Source organism: Coprococcus sp. AF38-1, from assembly GCF_003603945.1.
Classification (GTDB): Bacteria; Bacillota; Clostridia; order Lachnospirales; family Lachnospiraceae; genus Coprococcus; species Coprococcus aceti.
Genome location: NZ_QVGO01000007.1, coordinates 93,687 through 116,758, shown reverse-complemented (window position 1 = coordinate 116,758; position 23,072 = coordinate 93,687). Strand labels below are relative to the sequence as shown.

Genomic DNA, 23,072 nt, shown 5'->3' with positions numbered 1-23,072 from the left:
AAAGTTGGTATGGGTAAAGATTTAAAGGGCAAAGAACTCGGTAAGGGAATTTCACAGAGAGCAGACGGACGCTATATTGCAAGATTTACAAGCAAAACAGGGAAACGAAAAACGCTTTATGATTTTAAACTAAATGAGTTGAAACGGAAGTTGCGAGAAGCGGTTTATGAAGATGAACATGGTTTGAATGGCAATGGCGAAAGTATCACTTTAAATGCATGGTATGTAACGTGGACGGAGTTGTATAAGAAGAAAACAGTTAAAATGACTACGATATATAAAAATCACAGTTACTACAATTCAAGAGTGAAGAACTCCATCGGGAAGATGTATTTGCAGGACATTAAAACATATCACGTTCAGAAGTTTTTGAATGATTTGTTAGACAATGGTCTTGCACATGGAACTGTATCAAATATCAGATTTATGTTAAACGATATGCTCGATAAGGCAGTGTTGAGTGAATACATCAGAAAAAATCCTTGTATCGGTGTGGAAATGCCGAAAGAAGTGAAAAAGGAAAGGCGTGTATTAACAAGAGAGGAGCAGGAAAAATTTTTTACATTTGCTTCTTCCTACATACACATCAATGTTCTAAAATTTGCCGTGACAACAGGTTGTAGGATTGGAGAAGTGCTTGGACTGAAATGGGAAGATTGCGACTTTGAAAGAAGAAAAATTACAATCAATAAGACAATCCATTATTCAAAGGCTTCCAGTCCCGTTGAGGGTTCGAAGTTTTTCTACACGACTGCAAAAACCATGTCTAGTAATCGTGCAATTCCAATGACAGATGAAGTGTATGAGATTTTACAAAATCAGAAGATAAAGCAGACAGAACAGAAGATGTGGAAACGCTCGATATGGAAACAGCATAAAGAATTTCAAAATTTGGTATTTACCTGTTCGGACGGTTCGCCGGTTTATTATTACAACGTTAATAGTGCAATCAAAGACTATGTAGCGAAAATCAATGTAATAGAGATTGAACTGGCAAAGGAAGAAAAGAGAGAGCCGAAGATATTTGAACTATTTACCTGTCACACTCTACGACATACATACGCTACAAGGTGCTATGAAAATGGAGTAGACCAACAGGTAGTGCAGAAACTCTTAGGTCACTCCACATTGGCAATGACAACCGATTTATACACGCACGTTTCAGAAGAAAAGAAAAAAGAAGAAGTAGCCGAACTGAAAATATTGGCTTAAAATTGGAGTAAAAATGGAGTAAATCATAAGATAGATAGCGAAAAACAGCGTAAAATCAACATTTTCGAGTAGATATAAATATTGTTATGAAATAAAAAAACTATAAACATGAGAAAGCCACATGGAGAAAAATCCATGTGGCTTTCTTGATGTTTAATATATCGGATTATCATTTATTTCAGATAAGGCAGCAGATTCTTGAGTGCGCTGTATGCACTGTCACGTTTGTACAGCGGTATCGATTCCACCAGTCTGTCAAGATCATCATGAGTGATATAATCCTTGTTCCCGGGGGTGGTGACGGGTTCCTTTCCGAATACCAGAAAATCCAGTGGCGCATCAAGAACAGTTGCAATATTGGCAAGAGTATATATACTCATACTTTTATATCCGTGCTCAATCTCGTACACATAATGAGGAGACACTTTTATTTTCTCGGCAAGCTGTTCCTGAGTAAGATTATGAGCCTTTCGCACATTTCTTATCCGCAATCCCAAGTCAAAGATATCTATCACAATAACCTCCATCTTGCTGAAATAATATCTATCAGCTACATTTTATGCAAATAGTATCTGTCAATAACGGTATCGCCAGCCAGAAACTATCAGGTACAAAAATATGAAACTATAGCCGACAGCAACAAAAATAAAATTGTGTTACATTTATTGAAATGCATTTTTTACAGCATGGACTTTATCATATTTATCTTTTGTTTTTCCTGTGGAGACATGCCTTCGCTCAGCACATCCAGAACGATCTCGGACTCTGCTCTGCTGAAGGAGAGATCCCTTTTCTGCAGTTCTTTGTTGATCTCCATTAGCTGGGGGAGCATCTGTTCCGGTGTCATGGTTGACTGGGAGTTGGATAATCTGAGAAGAATTTCCCTTTTTAGCGGGTGCATGCTTTTAAGTCTTGGGTCATTTTGAAGATTCATGTTTAATATCCCTCCATATCATATTTTTCAAACAGGTCTTTGACGGAGCTGTATATATCCTGGGATGACTGGGATTCAGTGTTGTCGTAGTTTTCTTCGCCCTCGGTTTCAGAGGCAGTTCTGCTTTGATAGTGCCGGTACAGAGAATCCGTGGATTGCTGTGTATTCATGGCCTCCATGGTCTTCATCATATCCATGGCTTTTTTCATGCTGGCAAACTGGTCCCTGATATCGGGAAATCCACACCCGGCAAGGGATGACAGTATATCATCCTGATTGTTTATATCTTTGTGGAGTCCACAGGAGTTTACATAATTTGTATCGCGCAGGGCATTCAATATGGTCTGAAGTTCCATGATCTTTATGTACATTGCCAGAGGAGCTTTCATACGGTCATCCACAAATGGGAGAATGGCCTCCATCATGAACAGGCGATCATCTTTTATTAAGTTGTCCAGTGGATGATGGAAGTTGCCATTAAACATATGAAGCTCCGTTTCATGCAGTGATCACTTGGTAAGACAGCTATACTATATTCTATTGATTTTTAGTAAAAAAATACCAGCAGAATTGCTCCTGCTGGCCACTTTTTGCGGATATCGGACAGTCATTCTGCCCGATATCCCGTTTATAGATCGTGGTGAGTCCGCTTTTAGCAGCAGCCGCAATCATTGCCACCGCAGCCGCCGCAGCCACATCCGTTGTTATTGCCACAGCCACCGCAGCAGAATAAGAGAAGGATGATCCAGATGCAACTGTTGTCATTGCCACAACCGCCATTAAAACCGAAACCATCGCCGCCGCAGCCGCCACAGCAGAGGAGAAGGATGATGATCAGAGTGCAACTATTGCATCCGCAGGAACCTCCGCAAGAAAGTCCATTTCTGCCGCCACAGCCACAACCGCCACAGGCACACTGTGTTGCCGATAAATCACTCATGGTAAGCCTCCATTATTTTGTTCATGGTTTAACATATTCGCATAAACAGGATGTGTTACATATTTGCTCAAAAAATATTTTATTTTATGTAAGATATCTAAAATGTGTTATAAAGCCGCCATAAGACATCCAATTCGATGTTCTAAAAACAGACTTACTATGCTATAATAAGCGCAAGTACGCTGGGAGATAGCGTAGGAAGTTTGGAAGGAAAAACGATAAAAAAGGACAGGGGGAAGATAACTTGCTGTATCGTTGTGTAAATTGTGGGGGTAATGTAGTGTACGATCCTGCAAAGAAAAAGATGGTGTGCCTTAGTTGCGGGGGAAGCGACTGTCAGGAACTGGTTCCATCACAGGAGCCTGTAATATGTATAAACTGTGGTTCGCAGATACCTTACACTGAGTATCAGTCTGCGGGAAGATGTCCTTCATGTGGAACATATCTGCTCAGGGATGACAAAGTAAATTATCCGTATGGGGCTGATGTGATACTTCCATTTAAGATATCAAAGCATGAGGCTGAGGAGAAGCTGAGGAATGAATTTGGTAAAAAGCTATTTATACCGGGAACATTCCTCTCACAGAAGACGCTTGAGGCGCTTAAGGGAGTGTATGTCCCATTCTGGATGTACGATTATGATTCGGATGTGGCTTATGAGGCCATAGGAACAAAGGTCAGATCATGGACGTCTGGAGACAAGAGATATACAGAGACTTCATATTTTGATGTCGGAAGAAGACTGCATGTGAATTATGAGGGCATACCGGTTGATGCATCCATAGCCATGGAGGATGGAATCATGGATCTCATGGAGCCGTACAACTACAAAGAGCTCATGCAGCATGACAACAAGTACCTCTCGGGATTCGATGCGGAGACTTACAATATGCCGCCGAATGAGGTGGAGCCGAGGGCTCAGGCAAAGGCAGAGAAGGCAAACAGAGATTGGGTGAGAAGCACCACAACCGGATATTCATCACTTACAAATGAGAGATTCAGGAACAACAACAGACTCACGGGAACAAAGTTCGGACTCATGCCAGTGTGGGTATATGAGTACCGTTTCCAGGGCAAAAACTATAAGTTCTATGTCAACGGACAGACTGGAAAATGTGTCGGAACAGAGCCGAAGAGCATGAGTAAGGCAGTTGGACTTACCGCACTTTTGTTTGGCGCAGCATTTGTATTGCTTGATGGCTTGTCTATGTTATTGGGGGTGTTGTAAATGAATGCAGTAAAGAAATTTATCGTGGCAATGCTCGTGGTACTTGGACTTGGAATAGTGTTCTTTATAGGATACTTTGTGAAATCAAATGCCAATCTCAAGCATGACGCCAGAAATAATACAGAATGTAAGACAAATGAGAGAGTGTTTGACTATGCAGATAAGCTGTCTGATTCGGAGGAGGAGACTCTCCGCGGGGAGATAGCAGAACTGGAAGATAAAGTGGGTATGGACTTTGTTGTCGTTACCATGGATCAGTACACAGATCTGTCAGAATATGATGCCGATGCAGTTTCATATGACATAGAGTCTAACACAAAGGATATAGCAGAGAAGATCTGTGATTATTACAGATTCGGCTGGGAAGAGTGGCCTGCAGGAACATATCTTGACGGCAGGGATGCCAGCACAAGCGTAGTTATAGTTGCCAACTGGCAGGAGAACGATGGATATGTTTATCTGTGCACAGCCGGCAAGGCGAAGAAGAGAATAAGTGATTCCAAGGCGACATCCATAACGGAATACGGTGGAAAGATACTCAGATCGGATACTCTTGGAGCATTTGAGAGAATGATGTCAAGAACAGAGACGGCTATGAAGAGCAGCACAGGAGGATTAAAGTTCCTGTCACCATTTATATGCTTCCTTGTATCTCTTGGAGCAGCCATCGCATTCTGCATCGTGAATCTGTCGAAGAAAGCAGGAAAAGATACCACAACAGCTTCTACATACAGCGATGGAAATGCCAAGGAGCTTGACAGAAGAGATATATTTATACGTAAGGAAGTAACCAGCGTGACTATCCAGAGCAGCTCAGGAGGTTCTGGTGGATCAGGCGGTGGCGGTGGTCATGGCGGTGGCGGAAGCCATTTCTAAAAATCTGACCGTACGCGGGAAAGACATATTATGAAGAACAGGAAGTTTGAAAGTTATATTCTAAAAAACAGAATACCCGGGATCATTCTATCACTGATCATGGTGGGATGCATGATCATCATGGCGTGGCATTTCAGTCTGCCGGACAGGATAAGGAGCAGGACATACAGGAGCATAGCTGATATAGAGTCCAGAGCGAATCCAAACGACAGGGATGTGACGATAACCGTGGATCGGGCGGATTATATAGGATACGATTATTATGTGGATTCTGAGAGGCAGGGCAGGTACTACTACTGTCAGCAGGATGGCAGATATGCCATCCTGCTCATCAGGAGTAACGAAGATGTACTGCTGAATTATACGCTGAGAGGCAGAGTAGTCTCTGCGGATGATGTGTATACATCGATAGTTGATGGCCTTGCACAGGACATGGGGATACCATCAAAGCAGCTTGAGAGCAAGGTATATCCACTCATAATAAGTGAGGTGGATTTTCCGAGGATCTATTATAATATGATGCTGCTGGTTCTTGTGCTGACGGCTCTGTGGGCGTTATATAATATAGTCAGATGTATATACAGTGTGTGCTGTCCATGGAAGGTGTCAGGAATGCAGGTCGTATCGGGCGGAAAGGCAGACAGGAATACTGTCAGGGATATAGATGAACAGCTCAGATACAATCTCTACTATGATCAGGATGGTATAGCCATAACAGACAAATATCTGGTATATCACGGAACCTGGCATACGGATGTGGTGGAACTCAGCACCATAGAGACGTTCAAGAAGCTCAGAACATCGGCGAATATAGGGCCGGCAGACAAAAAGATATACAAACTACTCATGGTGGATGTGGACGGTGTGACATATGAGCAGGACTTCAAGACGGAGGCTGCCATAGATGAAGCATTGTCATATCTGAGAGATTCAGGGAAAAAATAAAACAGTATATGCGGTTCGTTATCAAACGGATCGCATATACTGTTTTTGTTTTGCCTATTATACTGTGCAGACTATACGTCAAGCTTGTCCTGATCGGAGAGCACTGATGGATCCTCAGATACATCTGAAAGTCCCATGTACTCATCGCCGATTACCTCTGAGGTCTCGGCGTCAGCGGCATTTGCAACGGCGCCGGTTGCCTCGGCGAGAACATCCTCAGCCTCAGCTACGGTCTCGGTTACGGCCTTTGCGGTTGTCTCATCCGGAATATCCGCTGTGGCTTCCGGGGTTACAGCATCCTCGGTTGCGGCTTCTTCGGATGTGGTTTCTTCTGCTCCGGTGGTGTCTTCGTGAAGTGTGAAATATTCACGGTCGCCATCTTCGGTGGAAGCAGCTTTTTCCTTAACCTTGTCCTTGAGCTTGTCATATGTGTCGGATACTGTATTCTTTGCTTTCTGGACTGTCTCGGAATCTTTTACTTTATTGTAGGTATCCTTGATCGTATCCTTTGCCTTCTGGACTGTCTCAGAGTCCTTTACCTTGTGGTATGTTTCAGAGTCCTTGATCTTTTTGACTGTCTCGGAGTCCTTTACTTTGTGGTAAGTATCTGTAGCTGTGGCTTTTGCCTTCTTTACAGTATCATTGTTCTCAACTGTCTGGTAAGCTTTCGTTGTCTTGATCTTGTCTTTGAATAAGTAGCAGACACTTCCTGCAGCGGCAAGAGTGAGCGCCATTTTTGTCAATTTGTTCATGATAAAAATCTCCTTCCCATAGAATATAACCTGTCCATTTATTTTAATATGTATTCGTGTCAAATGCAATAAGTGTGGTGGATTGATTCACAGGAATTAATATTTGCGAATGATATACCGTGTATGATATATTCATCTATAATGGAATGGATATATGGAGGTAAAATGGAACATGAATAATAGTGGACAGGATTACAACAAAGAAGAACAGGCGATAAAGGCACTTCAGAAGAACTATTTTCTATGTGCGGCACTCACACTGGCAGTGGGAGTTGGCATGCTCGCATTTACATCGTATAAGGTGATCGGAATAATATGCATCGTGTTGTGTGTGGTATTTGGGGTAATGGGTATCGTGCTCGTTGTCAAGCCGGACATGATAGATGTATCAGAGAACGGTGTGATGTCATATAAGAAGAAGGACAAGCCGGACAAAAAGTAAATATATTGTTTTTTATGAAAGGACGATAACATGAACGAATACAAGGACGAAAGGAACATTTTGGAGAAGGACATCAAGGCGCTTGAGGGGAAGTCTGCAACGTATTCAGGGGTTAGATTTGTGATGTTCCTTGCAGCTCTGGCAGGGCTGATAATAGGCATATATGACAACAGAGTGACAGTGCTGATCCTGGGAATAATGGCCGCTGTGGCATTTGTCGCAATGGTGTTTATCCATGGAAAGCTCAGTGAGGAGCTGGAATATAAGAAAGCCAAGTCGGAGGTGCTCAGGAGGTATATTGAGAGATTTGGCGACGGCTGGAAGAAGTTTGAGGATAACGGTGCGCAGTATCTCGGCGATGACGATCTGGTTGCAAGGGATATGGACCTTCTTGGACAGAGCTCTCTGTATCAGTTTATCTGTGTTGCGGGAACCGAGGAGGGAAAAAGGGCTCTCGCCGAGAGTATACGCGATCCGAAATACGATATAGCAGACATAGAGAAGCGCCAGGAGGCGATAAAAGAGCTCACTTCAAAGAGAGAGTTCTCGATGGATTTTGAGACCCTCGGCGTGAAGACCGGTATGGGCAAAAAGAAGAAATATACCGCGGATGAATTTGTGGCATACTGCAATGGCGATGACCATATACCTGCGGTGTTCAACATATTGAGATTTTTACTGCCGGCGATAACACTGGTGGCATTTATACTTGGAATAATGGGTGAGATAAACATAGGCTGGACGCTTGTCTCATTCTTTGTTGTGCTTTTGTTCTCCTGGCTTTTTGGCGGAGTTGCGGGTCAGGCTGTCATGCCGATGATCTCATTTGGCTATGTGATAGAGGACTATATAAGAATGTTCGAGCTGATCTCCGGGGAGAATTTCGACAGTGAACTTTTAAATGACATCAAGTCGCATCTGTCAAATGACTCTGGTGCCCTGGCGGCTATAAGAAAACTGAGGACGATAAGTGCTGCGTTCAATATCAGATACAATCCTATAGTTCATCAGATACTGTGTGGACTTATAATGTGGGACTTCCACATAGGCAGGATGATGGACAAATGGAAACAGAAGAATGGACAGAGCGTTGAGGGCTGGATAAAGGCTGTCTCTGATATGGAGGAACTCATGTCATTTGCTGTCCTTTCAAGAACGAGGGAAGTGAGCTATCCACAGGTCGGCGCAAATGCCAGAGTGCATGTCACCGCCAGGGATATGAGACATCCTCTGATAAGCCCTGATACAGTCGTGGCAAATGACGCGGACTTCAAGGGCGGTGCCACGATAATAACCGGAAGTAATATGTCTGGAAAGACGACTTTCCTCAGAACACTGGGTATAAATCTGGTGCTTGCATATGCGGGCGCTCCAGTGTGTGCGGGCTATATGGAGGCTGACAGGATGAAGATATTCACATCCATGAGGGTGACCGATGATGTCAGCAATGGAATATCAACGTTCTATGCAGAGATACTCAGGATAAAGACGATGGTTGAGTACAGAAAAGAGAACAGACCTATGCTCTGTCTTATAGATGAGATATTCAAGGGAACAAATTCTGCTGACAGAATAGTGGGAGCAACACAGGTCATCAGAAAGCTTGCTGGAGCGGGTTCAATGACACTGGTATCGACACACGATTTTGAGCTGTGTGATCTCAAGGCGGAGGACGGAACACCTGCTGCGAACTATCATTTCGAGGAATATTACGAGGGAGACCAGTTGAAATTCGACTATAAGAAGAAGGATGGCAGGTGTACCACGACAAATGCCATGGCGATACTTCACATGGCAGGACTCGACTGATGCTGAAATCTGGCATTATCTGGCATAACAGTAAAAATGCACAAAAAATGCGATTTTTTTAGTGCTATAATTTTTGGGTAATTATGCACAATGACAGTTATCAGTAATAACCAAAAACTTTGTTGAATGATTTTACCAAATATGTTATATTTGGAGTAGTGATTTGAGGGGAATAATACAAGAATATTCGTAAGCCAGACATACGAAAACAAAAGGAGGTAGACATATTATGTTACCAGCAAATATAGGACAGGCAGGGGATAACGCATTATCAATAGCGGCATCCAGTAATAAAGGAACACTTATTCGTTATCTGAATGATCAGGTTGAGGACGGATTCTATACATTGGTTATAGACAGCCTGAAGGATTCTAATTTTGATCTGTCGACCATGACAGTGGATGACGAGGTTCGTGCTCAGTGTACAAAGCTGTATGAGCTTGCAGAGTTTGTAGACTTTAATATAAAGGCGACCGGACACTATGCGATCGAAGAGTGGATAGAGCCTTTATTCAGATTTGTATATGGTGATATTGACCCTGCCGATATAGATGCGCCTGTATCAGCTACAGGTGTTTATCGTTACAGTGTATGGCTGCTGTATCTCTTACAGCTTGAGAAGATCCCAGAGTGCATGAGACTGATCGGGGATAAGATCGCTCCACTTCTCATCAACATTTCATACCAGATACTTGAGGATGATGACAGACCAAAGAACTTTGACAAGGCTCTGCTCGGATATCTGGATTTGATCAATGTGGTTATGGAGATGGATATCTCAGCCAAAGACATAGGATCTGATTCATATATCAACAACCTCGAGGTACTTTATGATTACGTCATTGAGGATGCACATGCACCTAACGATTACAAGATACAGTTATCTATCAACCTCTTCTCTATCTACATTGCGAACAAGCAGTATGAGAAGGCATTCCAGTTCTACGGACTGAACGCAGAGTACATACCTATAGATAACCTGTCAGTATACTCAAACTTCAAGGAGCTCATCAAGAATGTCACAAGCACAGAGGCAGCAAAGATCCTCAGCAGCAAGGTGGCTTCAGAGATCTCCAAGCAGGAGGTATACAACAAGAGGATCGATTCACTGCTGAATGAGACATGCGCATTTACCAAGAAGGTATATCAGGCTATCGAGAATGAGCCGGAGGTCAAGAAGGTACTTCAGACACTTGGTTCAGGAGCACAGCTCAGCGGACGTCAGAACATTCCTGAGGGAGCATATGAGTACAACAAGCTCTTCATAGAGTGCGGAATCAAGGCATATGTTAACTCTGATATAACACAGAAGTCATACGAGGAGAAGTATGAGAGTCTGGAGATCCTCTCCAAGGCACTCAACGTACTGTTTGAGGGATACAGCCTGTATGAGGTATCAAATAAGATCGAGGATCAGTACATAGAGCTCACATGGTGCTGCAACTTCCTGAACGCTAACCCTTCAATGCTGAAGGCATTCTTCAGTGTAAAGGAGAAGGTAAAGGTATTTGATGTCAGAAAGAAGTCAATTGTTGAGAAGAACAACAAGAACAGAGAGGTTTACTCAATGCTTGACAACAGACAGAAGATCCTTCTGTTCATGGCTGCTGAGGATATGGTCGTTAACGGACTCAACAGTACCAAGAAGATGGTTCTTGCATCAAGCTACGATATCAACACAGCCAAGAAGTACCTGCACGATACATATGTCAGAACAGCCCTTCCTGAGAAGTATAAGGAGGACAATGAGCAGGGTGGCGGTGGTCTCTTCGGTAAGAAGCAGCAGGCTATGCCGGCTGATCTGGTATCACTGTGTAAGGTAGCTATTGTTGAGGAGATGCTGTGCAAGTCAGAGTACCTGTACCATCAGCACACTCTCAAGGGAATAGACAAGCCATCAAACGAGGAGATGACATACTCTGTAGCATGTCTGATCAAGTGTATCAACCATATGATCAACAAGAAGAGCAAGGCTGCTGCAGCTCCTAACAAGAAGGTCATCATAACCAAGACAGGTAAGGTTATAGAGCTCAACGATGAGTCAGGACAGGCACCGGAGAAGCAGGAGTCAGGAATCATCGAGGCTATAGACAATATAGTTGTCCAGCTCAAGGATAAGAGTGAGAGCAACGTCAAGTATGTAAAGGATTACATTGAGGATCTTATGAATACACTCATGAAGTACAACTGGGATATGAATGTACAGCTTGATGAATTCTCAGGTGAGGAACTCAGAAACAAGGCCTTCCTTGTTATCAAGAAGCTCAACTATGATCTTCTCAAGTAATCTGATATTACAGGACAATTAAAAATATCAATATATTATGTGAAAAGCACCGGAACAAACTACAAGTTTGTTCCGGTGTTCTTTTTAAGGGTGGAAAAATATAGTTGTATATGCTAGAATAGGTTGGATTTAATAAAGATGTAAGATCAGGAGGATTAGAAATGGCAAAATTCATCAAGACACCGGTAAAAGGTATGTGTGATCAGCTTCCGGCTGATATGAGGCTTAGAGAGCATGTGCTTTCAATGATCAAGACAAGTTATTCCAGATTTGGATTTACACAGATAGAGACTCCTGTTATGGAACATATAGAGAATCTTACAAGCAAGCAGGGTGGTGACAATGAGAAGCTTATCTTCAAGGTGATGAAGAGAGGCGCAGACCTTGCGAGAGCCATCGATGCAGGTAAGGGAGAGCTGGCAGACAGCGGACTCAGATATGATCTGACACTTCCACTCTCAAGATATTATGCGAACAACAAGGAACAGCTTCCAAGCCCGTTCAAGGCACTCCAGATCGGACCTGTATTCCGTGCGGATCAGCCCCAGAAGGGACGATTCAGAATGTTCACCCAGTGCGATATAGATATACTTGGTGACAATACAAACCTTGCGGAGATAGAGCTTGTGGCAGCCACATCCGATATGCTCTCAAGAATATTCTCTGAGGTGGGAATAACAGATTTTACTATCCACATCAACGACAGACAGATACTTCGTGGTGCTGCGAAGAATGCGGGATTTGCAGAGGAAGACATTGCTTCCATACTCATCAGCCTTGACAAGTATGACAAGATAGGTCTGGATGGCATAAGAGCAGAGCTCACAGAGAACGGATACGACGCAGAGATGGTGGACAAGTATCTTGAGATATACCAGAACCTTGGAGATATGAGCTGCGCTGAGTTCTGTAAGGACATAGACGCTGAGTGCCTTGATCCAAAGGTTATAACCAATATGGACGAGATCATATCAAGTGCAAAGACCATGGTTGCAGATGGCGTAAAGATCGTATTTGACCCTACTCTTGTGAGAGGTATGGGATATTACACAGGACCTATTTTTGAGGTTACAATAGATGACTACAACTTCTCCATCGCCGGCGGCGGAAGATATGACAAGATGGTTGGAAACTTCTGTGGACAGGATGTTCCTGCAACAGGATTTTCAATAGGTTTTGAGAGAATAATCACCATCCTCAAGGACAAGCTTGAGAATGGATACAAGATAGATTCTGACAACGTGGCTATCCTCATTCACAAGGATGTGACACTGGACAAGAAGCTTGAGATCTTCAAGGAGGCAAAGGAACTTCGCCAGGCAGGTAAGACAGTGACTATCCAGATGATGAGAAAGAACATGAAGCAGCAGATAAACATGCTGGAGTCAGAGGGATACACAGAGTTCAAGAAGGTGTACAACGACTAACATACGTTTTGTGGATCACACAGATGTGTAACATCATGACAGAACGTATATGTTACTGAGATATTTAATAAAAGGCTGTATTCACATATCAGGCAGATATGTGAATACGGCCTTTTGTGTTGCGTTATGAATAACAGAAATTATCTTACCATGCCATGCTTTTTCCTGAAGTAGAAAATAAACGGCTTTTCAATGATCCTCTTGAGGGTGATCTGTATCTCCTCGTGGCTTGTGTCTATAGGCTTGACAAGGATAGTGTGTATGCCAAGGCTGGCACTTCCGATGATGTCAGTGTAGATCTGGTCGCCCACGGCAATCGTGTTGTCTATGTTGCAGCCTATCTCGTTCATGGCACGGATGTAGCCCTTTTTCGATGGTTTGCCGGCTTTGAATATGTAATTCACCTTCATCTTTTTGTTGAAAGCGGCAACCCTTGGCTCCTTGTTGTTGGATACCAGACATACCTTGAAGCCCATGGCCTTGAGCTGTTCCATGAGCTGGATCGCTCTGGATGTGGCCGGCTCATTATGTCTCACAAGAGTGTTGTCTATGTCGAACAGTATACCTCTGTATCCCATGTCGTAATACTTTTTGAAATCTATCTTGTATGTGGATGAATAGTATTCATCCGGCAAAAATCTGATCATAGATATCCTCCCAGTTTGTTGTCGATTCATTATACCACAGGTGGACAGACAGTTGTATAAACACTTAATAAAATAATAAAATACCATATCCCGTCACTTTTATGTTTTTAATTTGTGGCAAAACATGTATAATGAAAATGATTAAGTTCAGATATAAGTAAAAATGATGATGGGCATATCAGATATGTATGCCGGTTTGCATATTGGATTAAGAACTTATATAGAATGAGGTGTGGGATATTGCACAGGGCGTATGTTCTAAGAAAAGAAAATAATAAATATATGCTGGATGTTATCAGTTCGTATGAAGCACTGTACAGTTCTGTATTTGGGGTGCAGGCGGATACGCTGTCCTATTCACAGGATGGTATGTGCAGGCGGATGTTCGATGAACTCATAGACAAACTGAATTACAGGGAGAAGATAGTGATAGATAAGCTCTATGGCTACAGACATGACAGATGCAGTGTGCCGGAACTTGCCTGTGAGTTGGAGACCGATGAGGAAGGTGTGAACAGTCTGAAGAACAGTGCGCTGGACAGACTGAGGGATCCGGATAATTACAAATATCTGGAGAAACGGTGGTATTCAGGAACGGATATAACCAACACTGAGTACGAGCTTGATTTCAGGAGAAAGCTCAGAGCGGAGCTTCAGAGATATCTGGCCGGTCAGAAGTCAGATATTGACATTTTAAGTGCGATAATGAGGAGAAATAAGATCTCTGTACAAAGGATATACAGGAATGTGCAGGCGGCAGCTACGGATCAGGGACGGTTTGAGACCTCTATATCAGGGAAGAAGAGCATAGATGATGCTGTAAATGCGCTGAAGGCGTTCAAGATAGCTGCACGTCCTGTTGAGAGCATCAGGAAGAAAAAGTCTGTAAGGGGAAATGTAGAGACCGTGCTCATAACAAATGATGGGATTGAGCAGGCGTATAAATACAGCGGACTCAGCGATGAGGATATAGCGGAGTGCGTGTGTCATGTACTGACGGACAGTGACGAGGGACATGGCTGTATACTTGACTTCAATATGTCAGATGGACTTATGGGACTCCTGTTGCTGAAGGGCTATCTGTATCTCGACAGTCTCATGGAGGACAGAGACAGGATATTGGCGGAGCTTCAGAGTGGAGGCTTTCAGACTCAGGCGGAGGAATTTGCAAAATTTGCGGACAAGGCGGAGATATACATAGCGGATAAGACGCACACGTCCATGACGTTTATTGTTGTGCCGGAGGCTGTTGCGCTTCGAATATATGAGGATAGGCCGGTGGATTACCATGAACTGCTGTCCTGCGCAGAGGAGACGGACAGGGAGTTTGCGGTCATGCTCATAAGAAATGAGAAGAAGGAATTTGCTGACTTTTCGGGACTTACGGTCACCGATGCTGCAAAACAAAGGCTCAGCGTATTGCAGAAAGACAATGAACATGCAGATGCGGTGTGATATATATTGACTTTAGGAGGAAAAACGATGGGATTGATAGCGGTCAATATCATAGGCTTGATAATGTTCATACTGGCAATAGTGATGTTTGTGCTGGCTGACAGTATGGTGGGAATAGCTATGGGTGTTGCGATCAGTGTAGTGTGGCTGACATTCACCATAACAGCAAATGTACATATACTCAAGGGAAGACGCTCGACGGAGAAGCTCAAGGACAGTGCCAGGGGACATTTGTTTGATGCACAGATAGAGAGACTCAACAGACAGTATGAGAGCATAATGTCCAGGGAGGAATACTTCCAGGAGAATGTGGAGGAGGGCAGTGGTGTCCGCAATCTGTACGAGGATATAAAGCAGCAGGCACAGAGCAACATGGACAGTGCCATAGGCTTTATACAGACATACGATTATTACACTAGACCCCAGCCGGTATACCTCGACAATCTGTGCAGACAGGGCGACGAGCTGGTGAGAAAGTTCAATATTCTGGTGGAGAAGATGGTTGATATTGACACCAACCTGAGCTCGCTGGATATGAAATATGTGGATGATGTCATAGAGTGCATGAATGGCATGAGGCAGGATGTCCACAGTCAGGGAATGTAAAAGGAGGAAGAAATGGATAAGAGGACAAAAGGATTAGTGGTAGTCGGAGTGCTGGTGATAATTGCGATGATCGCGGTCATTATCGGAATAGTCGGCAGGAAGGTTATCAACATAGCAGGCAGTGGAAATGGAGGATCATCAAGATCGGATATGACTCTTGATGAGTTATATGCAGATCTCGATGTAAATGAAGCGACCCCTGTAAAGGGTACGGTCACTCTGGACACTCCGGATCTGTATGCGGAGCTGCCTGAGATAGACAAATATCCACTGGCAGTTGAGGGTAATGGAGACATAGATATAGAGATATTTACATCAGGTGAGAAGGCGGGAAAGGACAACGACTCATGGCTTATAGATGTTGCAAATTCCTTCAACGGTTCTGGTGTGAAGACAGCGGACGGCAAGTCGGTATCGATGAGCGTGAGATCAGTGCCATCCGGTACAGCCGCTGACTATATCATTTCTGGCAAATATCTCCCGGATCTGTACACCCCGAGCAACACCCTGTTCGGAGAGTATGCGATGTCGAACAGTGGCAGCCTTGAGCTTTACGCGGACAGGCTGGTTGGAAATACAGCGGGAATCCTTGTGAAGAAGGACAGCGGTTACACTACTGCTGCCGATGCCATAAAGGCCGTTCAGGATAACAAGATCACCATGGGATACACGAACCCACAGACAAGTGCCACAGGACTTAACCTCCTGCTCACGCTGCTTCAGGACGGAGAGGATAACTTTACAAAGTTTAACTCAAACATACCATACGTTGCATATACAACACAGCAGATGAGAGATAGTGCATCAAACGGAACACTCGATGCTATGCTGTCAGAGTATCAGGCATATATCAATGACAGCAATCTCGTGTCAATGTATGATTTCATTGCATTTGGCGTGAGACATGACAATCCTGTATACATATGTAACAAGTCGGGAAAGTCTGCATCAGAGCTTGAGGCCATACAGCTCGTTGTGGATTACTGCAAGAGTGATGATATGCAGACGATCGCGACAAAGAAGGGCTTCAATGCCAACGATGATTATACTGCGGCGGAAGAATTCTCCGGTGCACAGGTCACACAGGGACTCAAGACATACAAGAAGACAAAGGATAACGGCAAGGACATCATCGCGGTGTTTGTTGCGGACTGCAGCGGTTCCATGGACGGAGATCCTATGAACCAGCTCAAGAACAGTCTGACAAACGGTGCGCAGTATATCAATGACAACAATTATGTTGGGCTTGTCAGCTACTCAAGCTCAGTTACAGTGGAGGTTCCGATCGCCCAGTTTGACCTGAACCAGAGATCATATTTCCAGGGATCGGTCAACAATCTGATGGCTTCAGGAGGAACGGCTTCGTATGATGCCGTTGTGGTTGCGATGAAGATGATAACCGATGCAAAGGCAGAGCACCCGGATGCAAAGTGTATGCTGTTCCTTCTCAGCGATGGATATGCCAATGTGGGATATTCCATGGATGAGATAACAAGTGCGCTCAGACAGTCGAACATACCTGTATACACGATAGGTTACGGCGGAGATGCTGACACGGATGAGCTTGCAAAGCTCTCAGGAATAAATGAGGCGGCATCTATAAATGCGGACAGTGATGATATTATCTACAAGATAAAGAGCCTGTTCAATTCACAGCTTTAAAATTAATCGGTAAAATACATCATAAAAAACAGTTGCATTCCGTTGGCATATGGAATACAATATAGTCGTTTTTAAGAGACAACTGCATATGATGATAGATCTTCGGGGGTGAGTGCAATTCTCCACCGACGGTGTTAGGGAAACCTTAAGTCCGTGAGCCATGAGGCATGATCCGGTGTGATTCCGGGACCGACAGTATAGTCTGGATGAGAGAAGTATTATATATTCAGAACAGGGTATCTGATGGAAGTCCGTTGTGATGGATTTCGGTGATGGATACCTGAACAAGAGAAAACCCCGAAGTTATCTTCGGGGTTTTCTCTTGTGTTTCGAACAGATACTTCGGAGGCTTGAATGAGCAATATCCGATAGTCTGTCTGTAAAGGTATTAAGTAGGATGGTGGTCATATGGAAAAATATGATATAGATGATGGATTTGATCCGTCATATATGAGACGTGCCATAGAGCTTGCAAGGCGCGGCACTGGAGCAGTGAATCCAAATCCGCTTGTAGGTGCTGTCATAGTGAAGGATGGCAGGATCATAGGAGAGGGATATCATGTGAGATATGGAGAGCTCCACGCTGAGCGCGCAGCATTTGCCAGTCTTAAGGATCAGGCGGATGCCGAGGGCGCAGTCATGTATGTGACGCTTGAGCCGTGCTGCCATTTTGGCAAGCAGCCTCCATGTGTGGACGCGATCATAGAGCACAAGATTAGAAAGGTCTACTGTGGTTCCGATGATCCGAATGCTATGGTGGCAGGAAAAGGTTTTAAGAGACTGCGTGATGCCGGGATAGAGGTGTACACACACTGCCTCAAAGCCGAGTGCGATGCCATAAACGGCATTTTCTTTAAGTATATAGTAAATAAACAGCCGTATGTGACCATGAAATATGCCATGACCATGGACGGCAGGATCGCTACCCACACAGGGGCCAGCAAGTGGATAACCGGTGAGGCATCAAGGGCGTATGTCATGGAACTCAGAAACAGACATAAGGGTATTATGGCGGGCATAGGAACAGTGCTTGCGGATGATCCGATGCTGACATGCAGAATAGAGAAAAGCACGGACAGGGATACTGATAATGTCAGAAATCCGATCAGGATAGTTTGTGACAGCAAGCTCAGGATTCCGGAGGATTCACAGATCGTACAGACAGCCGGGGAGATAGAGACCATAGTTGCCACGACGGCAGCGGGAGCTTCAGACTCAGCAAAGTGTGAGAGACTCAAGGATAAAGGTGTAAGCATCATAGAGATTGAAGATGTGGATGGACAGGTGGATCTAAGGCAGCTCATGACGATCCTCGGCGGGAAAGGCATAGATGGAATACTGCTTGAGGGCGGCGGCGAGCTCAACTACAGCATGGTGTCTGAAGGTCTTGTGGATGAGGCATGTGTATTCATTGCCCCGAAGATATTTGGCGGCGAGGGCAAGTACAGTCCGGTATCCGGAACGGGTGTTGATGTGCCTGCGGATGCACATATGTTTGGACTTGACGAGGTCAGAAGATTTGATGAAGATGTGATGCTCAGATACAAAAAGGTTTAAGAACTTATAGAAAAGAGGTCATACATGTTCACAGGAATAGTAGAAGAGATAGGAACTATAAGAAAGATAGATAAAGGCGTAAGCTCCTGCAGCATCACGGTGCAGGCAGACAAGGTTCTCCATGGAAGCCAGGTTGGAGACAGTATAGCGGTAAACGGTGTGTGTCTTACTGCAACCGGCATATCGGGGAATATCTTTACTGCGGATGTCATGCCTGAGACTTTGAGACGAAGCGGACTTGGACAGCTTACCGGTGGCAGCAGGGTGAACCTTGAGCGTGCCATGGCGGCCGGAGGAAGATTTGGCGGACATATAGTGTCAGGACATATAGATGGAACCGGAACGATCAGAGAGCTCAAAAGGGAGGACAATGCAGTGTGGGTGACAATAGATTGTTCTCCGAAGATACTCAGATACATCATTGAGAAGGGCTCAATAGCCATAGACGGTATAAGCCTTACGGTTGCGTATGTCGATGATACATGCTTTAAGGTGTCGATCATTCCGCACACGGCGGGAGAGACGACGCTGCTGGATGGCAAGCCGGGCAAGGTGGTCAACCTTGAAAATGATGTGGTTGGAAAGTATGTTGAGAAACTGCTTATGCCATACAAAGGTGATGATACAGATGAAAAGCTTTCAAATGGAAATGCTTCAGATAGATCAGGACTTGATATGAGGTTTCTGGCAGAAAATGGATTTATGTAGACAGATATTTTAAGGAGGTAGAGTGATGAGTTTTGAATTCAACTCGATAGAGGAGATCGCTGCAGATCTTGCGGCGGGAAAGCCGGTTGTCATGCTCGACAACGAGGACAGAGAGAATGAAGGAGATGTAATCTGTGCAGCAGAATTTGCTACAACGGAGAATGTCAACTTCATGGCAAAGTGGGCGAGAGGTCTCATATGCATGCCTATGGATGCGTCATATGCGGATAAGCTGAATCTCCCACAGATGTGTATAACCAATACAGATAACCACTGCACAGCATTTTCAGTATCAGTGGATCATGTGGATACAACCACAGGAATCTCAGCCGAGGAGAGAGGCTACACAGCCAGAAAATTTGTGGATGAGAATGCAAAGCCTGATGACTTCAGAAGACCGGGACATATGTTCCCACTTCAGGCAGTTGCAGGCGGAGTCATAGAGAGAAACGGCCACACAGAGGCTACAGTTGATCTTATGAAGGTTGCAGGACTTAAGCCTTGCGGACTGTGCTGTGAGATCATGAAGGATGACGGAACCATGGCGAGAAAGGATGACCTTGTGGAATTTGCAAAGGTTCATGACCTTAAGATATCGACCATAGAGAAGCTTGTGCAGTACAGAAAAGAGCATGAAGTATTCGTTGAGTGCGTAGCCAAGGCAAAGCTTCCAACAAAGTATGGTGAGTTTACGATCTGTGGATATATCAACAAGCTGAACGGTGAACATCACGTGGCACTCACAATGGGTGATATAGCTGACGGCAAGCCTGTTCTCTGCCGTGTGCACAGCGAGTGCCTCACAGGCGATTGCTTCGGCTCACAGAAGTGTGACTGCGGACAGCAGCTCGATGCGGCCATGAAGGCCATTGCCAAGGAAGGCAGAGGCGTGCTCCTGTACATGAGACAGGAGGGCAGAGGAATCGGCCTTATCAACAAGATCAGGGCATATGCGCTTCAGGATCAGGGGCTTGACACCGTTGAGGCAAACCTCAAGCTTGGTTTCCCTGATGATGCAAGGGATTACACCATAGGAACACAGATACTTGTGGATCTCGGAATCAGACAGATCAGACTCCTCACCAACAACCCACTCAAGGTATACGGCCTTGCAGGCTACAATCTTGAGATCGTGGAGAGAGTTCCTATAGAGATAGAGCCAACCAAGTTTGACGCATTTTATCTCAAGACAAAAAAAGAGAAAATGGGTCATATGTTACACGAAGTCTAATATTTCATAAGAAGGGGCTGGGTAAGCTCCGATATAGAATAAGGAGGATAAATCAGATGAATAAGGTAGAAGGAAAGTTAGTAGCAAATGGAGCAAAGATAGGTATAGTAGCAGCGAGATTCAATGAGTTCATAGTTTCAAAGCTCGTCAGCGGTGCAGAGGATGCGCTTCTCCGTCATGATGTGAATGCAGACGACATCACAGTTGCATGGGTTCCGGGTGCATTTGAGATCCCTGTAATCGCAAAGAAGATGGCTGCAAGCGGCAAGTATGACGCTGTTATCTGTCTTGGTGCTGTTATCCGTGGTGCGACAAGCCACTATGATTATGTGTGCAACGAGGTTTCAAAGGGCGTTGCTTCAGTATCACTTGAGACAGGTGTACCTGTAATGTTCGGAGTTGTTACAACAGAGAATATCGAGCAGGCCATCGAGCGTGCAGGAACAAAGGCCGGCAACAAGGGTTATGACTGCGCTATGGGAGCTCTTGAGATGATCGACCTCATGAAGCAGTTGTAATGCAGACTGCAGAAAATGCGATATAATGAAGCATGCTGATGCATGCGCAGGTTATCAAGTGAAAATATAATGCGTACAGAAGATACAGGCACGTGTAGTTATAATACATGTGCCTGTAAATATATGACAGGATGGATATAATATATGAAAAGCACAGACAGGAAGATATTGTTCTTTGATATAGACGGAACGCTTATAACCGAGGACGGAAGGAGATACTTCCCGGACAGCGCAAGGCGTGCGCTGGCGCAGGCGAGAGCCAACGGACATCTGGTGTTCATCAACACTGGCAGGGTTTACTGTAATGTCACTGATGAGATCAAGGATGCGGGTTTTGACGGCTTTGTGTGTGGCTGCGGAACATCCATTTACTATGACGGCAAAGAGCTGTTCCACAATGATGTCAGCAGGGATGTGTGCAGGGATATAGCTTATGCATGCCGCAGATATGACATGTTTGGAATGTATGAGCACAGAGACAAGGTGTACGTGGACGGTCAGAACATGGGAAATGAACTCCTTGCAGAGATGGTCAGATACTTCCGGGCAAATGGAATATTTGTTGGGGAGGATGTGGACTCGGATGACTTTGAATTCGACAAGTTCTGCTGCTGGTTCGCGGATGACAATAAAAATGTTCCTGAGTTCCGCGAGTATGTATCACAGCATTTTGACTATATCGACAGAGGTTCAAATTTCTGCGAGATAGTTCCCAAGGGATTCAGTAAGGCGACAGGTATACAGTATCTTCTGGATTATTTTGATATTCCGCTTGAAAATGCATATGCATTTGGTGATGGCAACAATGACGCACCTATGTTATTATATTGTCCGAACAGCATAATCATGGAGAAGGGGCCGGAGGAGCTCAAAAGACAGGTTATGATGGTCACAGACGATGCGGAGAATGATGGAATATATAAGGCTATGGTGAAGCTTGGGATCATAGAGCCGATGGAATAGCTGGTTCATTTTGCCGGTCAATAATTATTAGAGTTGGAGATTTATATGGAAGAACAGGAAGAGAACAAGAAGGTGACGCTGCTCGATCAGTTGTCGATAGCGGTCAGCAGTCCGAAGAATTACAAACAACTGGTCAAGCTGAAGACGGGACGCCTTGTGTGGTTTGTGGTGATCATATCCTTTTTGCTGGCATTTATAGAGTTTGGAATAGACGCCATATTCTGGGTCGGCAAGGTCGGAGGTCTGAGAAATCTCATAACAAATAAGATCCCGGCATTCACATATCATGACAATAAGCTCGACATGGAACACGATATGCAGCTTGAGATAGGAAATGCTACTCTGTACATCAACACGGAGAATGCGTCAGTGGACCTTGACTCCATGGAAACGGATGGAGTGTACATCGCCATAGGAAGTGAGAATATAGTCATGGGAATGGTCTCAGATGGCAAGGGCTATGAGTACATGGTGACACCGCTCAAATACATGTTCCTGCCGGATGGCTTCAACAATAGCAAGCTGGCGGCACTGACACCGGTATTTTATATGTACATGGTGATCATGTTCATTTCGGTGATGGCGGCATCGGCGGGCAGACAGCTTCTCCTTGCGCTGATATTCAGTATAGCGGGCAATGGACTTGCAAGAAATCTCAACACGGGACTGTCCTACGGCAAGGTATTTACGATATGTGTCTATGCACAGACTCTGTCGGTGTTCATAATATCGGTCAACACTGCTCTTGGATATCTGTTATCATCGTTTGTTGTATGGATCATTGCACTTGTCGTGTCCATGATATTTATGAACAAAGCTATAGGAAGCTATGTGAGTGGAGATATACCGCCGGGAGATGTGTTCTGATAAGGC

Annotated in this window: 23 protein-coding genes and 1 riboswitch; of the genes, 17 read left to right on the top strand and 6 right to left on the bottom strand. The window is 44.5% G+C overall.

All coding sequences use genetic code 11. The annotated features are described in order from the left end of the window. Nucleotides 1-9: 9 nt before the first annotated feature. Nucleotides 10-1,212 carry a tyrosine-type recombinase/integrase gene (locus DW025_RS11575; RefSeq protein ID WP_120000017.1) on the top strand — a complete coding sequence of 401 codons (1,203 nt, stop codon included), beginning with the start codon at nt 10-12 and terminating at the stop codon, nt 1,210-1,212. A gap of 173 nt (nt 1,213-1,385) precedes the next feature. On the opposite strand, the gene DW025_RS11570 is transcribed toward DW025_RS11575, so the two are convergent. The 4 genes from DW025_RS11570 to DW025_RS11555 form a co-directional block, all read right to left on the bottom strand. Continuing rightward, nucleotides 1,386-1,727 (bottom strand): helix-turn-helix domain-containing protein, encoded by a 342-nt coding sequence (locus tag DW025_RS11570; protein WP_165854785.1) that lies wholly within the window; start codon nt 1,725-1,727, stop codon nt 1,386-1,388. A 164-nt stretch (nt 1,728-1,891) separates the two neighbouring features. Further along, nucleotides 1,892-2,146, bottom strand: a complete 255-nt coding sequence (locus DW025_RS11565; protein ID WP_117549296.1) for a hypothetical protein — start codon at nt 2,144-2,146, stop codon at nt 1,892-1,894. Nucleotides 2,147-2,148: 2 nt separating this feature from the next. Then, nucleotides 2,149-2,631: a hypothetical protein gene (locus DW025_RS11560; RefSeq protein WP_015533924.1), complete on the bottom strand. Its 483-nt coding sequence runs from the start codon at nt 2,629-2,631 to the stop codon at nt 2,149-2,151. Between the two features lie 167 nt (nt 2,632-2,798). Next, nucleotides 2,799-3,086 (bottom strand): chorion class high-cysteine HCB protein 13, encoded by a 288-nt coding sequence (locus tag DW025_RS11555; RefSeq protein ID WP_117549292.1) that lies wholly within the window; start codon nt 3,084-3,086, stop codon nt 2,799-2,801. A gap of 280 nt (nt 3,087-3,366) precedes the next feature. Here DW025_RS11555 and DW025_RS11550 point away from each other — a divergent pair, with 280 nt between their 5' ends. The 3 genes from DW025_RS11550 to DW025_RS11540 are packed head-to-tail and all read left to right on the top strand — an operon-like array spanning nt 3,367 to nt 6,135. Continuing rightward, on the top strand, nt 3,367-4,314 hold the full coding sequence (locus DW025_RS11550) for a hypothetical protein (RefSeq protein WP_199688733.1): 948 nt from the start codon (nt 3,367-3,369) through the stop codon (nt 4,312-4,314). Next, nucleotides 4,315-5,190: a TPM domain-containing protein gene (locus DW025_RS11545; protein ID WP_117875037.1), complete on the top strand. Its 876-nt coding sequence runs from the start codon at nt 4,315-4,317 to the stop codon at nt 5,188-5,190. Between the two features lie 30 nt (nt 5,191-5,220). After that, a complete protein-coding gene (locus tag DW025_RS11540; protein ID WP_120000013.1) occupies nt 5,221-6,135 on the top strand; it encodes a hypothetical protein in 915 nt (304 codons plus the stop codon). A 71-nt stretch (nt 6,136-6,206) separates the two neighbouring features. Here the strand turns inward: DW025_RS11540 and DW025_RS11535 are convergent, their stop codons facing one another. Further along, entirely contained in the window at nt 6,207-6,887 is a 681-nt protein-coding gene (locus DW025_RS11535) for a hypothetical protein (protein WP_117549285.1), read from the bottom strand. A 172-nt stretch (nt 6,888-7,059) separates the two neighbouring features. Here DW025_RS11535 and DW025_RS11530 point away from each other — a divergent pair, with 172 nt between their 5' ends. The 4 genes from DW025_RS11530 (at nt 7,060) to hisS (ending at nt 12,852) form a co-directional block, all read left to right on the top strand. Further along, nucleotides 7,060-7,329, top strand: coding sequence for a hypothetical protein (locus DW025_RS11530; RefSeq protein WP_117549283.1), 270 nt, complete (start codon nt 7,060-7,062; stop codon nt 7,327-7,329). A gap of 30 nt (nt 7,330-7,359) precedes the next feature. After that, a complete protein-coding gene (locus DW025_RS11525) occupies nt 7,360-9,138 on the top strand; it encodes a MutS-related protein (RefSeq protein WP_120000011.1) in 1,779 nt (592 codons plus the stop codon). 229 nt (nt 9,139-9,367) lie between these two features. Continuing rightward, nucleotides 9,368-11,425: a hypothetical protein gene (locus tag DW025_RS11520; protein ID WP_117549279.1), complete on the top strand. Its 2,058-nt coding sequence runs from the start codon at nt 9,368-9,370 to the stop codon at nt 11,423-11,425. Between the two features lie 161 nt (nt 11,426-11,586). Beyond that, the gene (gene hisS, locus DW025_RS11515; RefSeq protein WP_117549277.1) at nt 11,587-12,852 is read left to right on the top strand and encodes a histidine--tRNA ligase; all 1,266 of its coding nucleotides are present in this window, start codon (nt 11,587-11,589) and stop codon (nt 12,850-12,852) included. 140 nt (nt 12,853-12,992) lie between these two features. Here hisS and DW025_RS11510 read toward each other — a convergent pair whose 3' ends face one another. Continuing rightward, on the bottom strand, nt 12,993-13,499 hold the full coding sequence (locus DW025_RS11510) for a YqeG family HAD IIIA-type phosphatase (RefSeq protein ID WP_015533916.1): 507 nt from the start codon (nt 13,497-13,499) through the stop codon (nt 12,993-12,995). A gap of 282 nt (nt 13,500-13,781) precedes the next feature. On the opposite strand from DW025_RS11510, the gene DW025_RS11505 reads away from it, so the two are divergent. The 9 genes from DW025_RS11505 to DW025_RS11465 all read left to right on the top strand — a co-directional run bounded on the left by DW025_RS11505 (nt 13,782) and on the right by DW025_RS11465 (nt 23,066). After that, nucleotides 13,782-14,954 (top strand): hypothetical protein, encoded by a 1,173-nt coding sequence (locus tag DW025_RS11505; RefSeq protein ID WP_120000069.1) that lies wholly within the window; start codon nt 13,782-13,784, stop codon nt 14,952-14,954. A 27-nt stretch (nt 14,955-14,981) separates the two neighbouring features. Next, nucleotides 14,982-15,560, top strand: coding sequence for a hypothetical protein (locus tag DW025_RS11500; protein ID WP_120000009.1), 579 nt, complete (start codon nt 14,982-14,984; stop codon nt 15,558-15,560). A gap of 12 nt (nt 15,561-15,572) precedes the next feature. Next, nucleotides 15,573-17,222 (top strand): vWA domain-containing protein, encoded by a 1,650-nt coding sequence (locus tag DW025_RS11495; RefSeq protein WP_117549273.1) that lies wholly within the window; start codon nt 15,573-15,575, stop codon nt 17,220-17,222. Nucleotides 17,223-17,316: 94 nt separating this feature from the next. Continuing rightward, nucleotides 17,317-17,444: riboswitch (FMN riboswitch) on the top strand. 186 nt (nt 17,445-17,630) lie between these two features. After that, on the top strand, nt 17,631-18,779 hold the full coding sequence (gene ribD / locus DW025_RS11490) for a bifunctional diaminohydroxyphosphoribosylaminopyrimidine deaminase/5-amino-6-(5-phosphoribosylamino)uracil reductase RibD (protein WP_120000007.1): 1,149 nt from the start codon (nt 17,631-17,633) through the stop codon (nt 18,777-18,779). A gap of 24 nt (nt 18,780-18,803) precedes the next feature. Then, nucleotides 18,804-19,487, top strand: coding sequence for a riboflavin synthase (locus tag DW025_RS11485; RefSeq protein WP_120000005.1), 684 nt, complete (start codon nt 18,804-18,806; stop codon nt 19,485-19,487). 25 nt (nt 19,488-19,512) lie between these two features. Continuing rightward, nucleotides 19,513-20,718: a bifunctional 3,4-dihydroxy-2-butanone-4-phosphate synthase/GTP cyclohydrolase II gene (locus DW025_RS11480; protein ID WP_117549269.1), complete on the top strand. Its 1,206-nt coding sequence runs from the start codon at nt 19,513-19,515 to the stop codon at nt 20,716-20,718. 56 nt (nt 20,719-20,774) lie between these two features. After that, nucleotides 20,775-21,236, top strand: coding sequence for a 6,7-dimethyl-8-ribityllumazine synthase (gene ribH, locus DW025_RS11475; RefSeq protein WP_015533909.1), 462 nt, complete (start codon nt 20,775-20,777; stop codon nt 21,234-21,236). Between the two features lie 144 nt (nt 21,237-21,380). Further along, a complete protein-coding gene (locus DW025_RS11470) occupies nt 21,381-22,199 on the top strand; it encodes a Cof-type HAD-IIB family hydrolase (protein ID WP_055273331.1) in 819 nt (272 codons plus the stop codon). Nucleotides 22,200-22,244: 45 nt separating this feature from the next. Then, nucleotides 22,245-23,066: a DUF1189 domain-containing protein gene (locus DW025_RS11465; protein ID WP_120000004.1), complete on the top strand. Its 822-nt coding sequence runs from the start codon at nt 22,245-22,247 to the stop codon at nt 23,064-23,066. The last annotated feature ends 6 nt before the right edge of the window (nt 23,067-23,072 follow it).